The following is a 1,746-nucleotide window of genomic DNA, read 5'->3' on the forward strand; positions in this document are numbered from 1 at the left end:
TTCGAATGGATAGAGTGCTGGTATAACCCGCTACGGCGACATTCCAGCATCGGAATGCTCTCCCCAGCGGACTTCGAAGCAGCCCGCACCCCGCCTGACCAAGACCACTGACCCCACACCGTCAGTGTCCGGCGCTGGGGGCCAAGCTCAATGCTGCGGAACCCGCTGTCCGCACCTCCGGCGCTGCGCAGCCCGGCCCGTAGGACACCGCATCGCGCCCGCGCAGTCGTAGCCCTGCAGGTGCATGCCCAGCACCCCGAGCGGCCCGCGCGCCCCGAGCGGCCCCGAGCCCCCGAGCTCCTTGGCGATCTCGTGCGGCGGGGCCTCACTCACCGAGTCGTCGGTCAAGACCCGGCGGACGGGGTCCGCCGGCGGCGGAGTGCAGGACACGACGTCGCGCCAGTTGTGTCAGGACGGCACCAGGTCCCGGCCGAGCGCGTAGGCCGCGCGCAGGTCGAGGCCCTCGTAGACGACGGCGCACCGGTCGCGCAGCAGGTCGGTGGGGTTGATGCCGACGGTGCGGGTGAGCCGCTCGAACAGCAGCATGTCGGAGCGGGAGTCGCCGTAGGCCGTGCAGTCGTCCTCGCTCAGCCCGAGGTCCGCGAGCAGGCCCAGGGTGATGTCGACCTTGTCCTGCAGGGTCAGCAGCGAATCCGTGGTCGGCGGGCGGCCGGGCACGACGTCCGAGCCGAACGTCCGGTGCGCACCCCACCCCTCCAACCTGCGCACGAAGAAGTGCGGGGACTGGGAGATCACGGCGATGTGTTCGCCGCGGGCCCGGATGTCCGCGAAGACCTCCGGGACGCCTTCGATCCAGGCGGCGGCCGCGAAGGCGGCGTCGATCTCGGCATCGGAGGCGTCCATCCAGAGGGGCAGCACCGACTCCCAGAACTGCAGGTCGGTCAGCTCTCCGGCGTTCCAGGCCCGTTCGACGGCGTCCGCGACCTCGAACGTGCCGAGGTGACGTGACAGTTCCACGGTGGCGGCGCCGCGCAGCAGCGTGCCGTCCATGTCGAAGACGTGCAGGCGGGTCATGGTTCTCCTAGCGGGTGGCTCGGCGCGCCGCCGGGGAGGGGAGGGGCGGGGCGCCGGAGGACTGCGTCAGGCCCAGACGGCCATCTCAATCGAGACGGTCCGCATCGGACCGACATAGTCTATGTAGTCGGACTCCGGAACCTCACGCTCACAGTTCGCGATCAGCTCGGTGAAGTCTCACTTCCTGAGCAGCTTGCCGTTGCGGAACACCGGCTGCAGCACGTGCTCCGGTTCGTGTCACTGCTCAGGCGGTGACCACCGGGGCGGCGTCGAGGACCCGCCGCCGCATCGTCGCGAACAGCGGTCCGTCAGCCTCGGCGGCGGTCAGCGCCGCGACCCACTCCGGGTCGGCCAGCATCGCGTTCCACTTCCGTTCGAGGTCGGCGAGGTCGTCGAACCGCAGGGTGTAGACGAGTTCGCCCCAGGAGTGCTCGCCGATCATGGTACGGCCGGCGCTGACCAGCTCCATGCCGTGCTTGGCCAGCATCGGCTGGGTGGCGGAGGTGAAGAGGTCGATCACCGCCTCGAGCCGCCCCGGGACGGCCACGTACTCGCGGACCTCGTAGATCACGCCCGCTCCTGCCCGGCGAAGGCGGGCAGGACCTGCTCGGCCATCAGTTCCATCTGGGCGACGACCGCCTCGATGGGCTGGCCCCAGGCGATCAGGCAGGCGAGGTGGTCGACGCCCATCGCCTCCATCTGCTTGAACCG

Annotated in this window: 3 protein-coding genes; all 3 read right to left on the reverse strand. The window is 70.0% G+C overall.

What is annotated here, in order from left to right; all coding sequences use genetic code 11:
• Nucleotides 1-147 precede the first annotated feature (147 nt).
• The 3 genes from HF519_RS30000 to HF519_RS30010 all read right to left on the reverse strand — a co-directional run bounded on the left by HF519_RS30000 (nt 148) and on the right by HF519_RS30010 (nt 1,606).
• Nucleotides 148-333, reverse strand: a complete 186-nt coding sequence (locus HF519_RS30000) for a hypothetical protein (protein ID WP_169416312.1) — start codon at nt 331-333, stop codon at nt 148-150.
• Nucleotides 334-408: 75 nt separating this feature from the next.
• On the reverse strand, nt 409-1,035 hold the full coding sequence (locus HF519_RS30005) for an HAD family hydrolase (protein ID WP_169416313.1): 627 nt from the start codon (nt 1,033-1,035) through the stop codon (nt 409-411).
• A gap of 244 nt (nt 1,036-1,279) precedes the next feature.
• On the reverse strand, nt 1,280-1,606 hold the full coding sequence (locus HF519_RS30010; protein WP_169416314.1) for an NIPSNAP family protein: 327 nt from the start codon (nt 1,604-1,606) through the stop codon (nt 1,280-1,282).
• Nucleotides 1,607-1,746 lie beyond the last annotated feature (140 nt).

It is taken from the genome of Pseudonocardia bannensis, from assembly GCF_012911875.1.
GTDB lineage: Bacteria > Actinomycetota > Actinomycetes > Mycobacteriales > Pseudonocardiaceae > Pseudonocardia > Pseudonocardia bannensis.

Bases quoted from the DNA above. Each gene is read 5' to 3' on its own strand.
- HF519_RS30005 (WP_169416313.1), bottom strand. From the start codon at position 1,035: ATGACCCGCCTGCACGTCTTCGACATGGACGGCACGCTGCTGCGCGGC.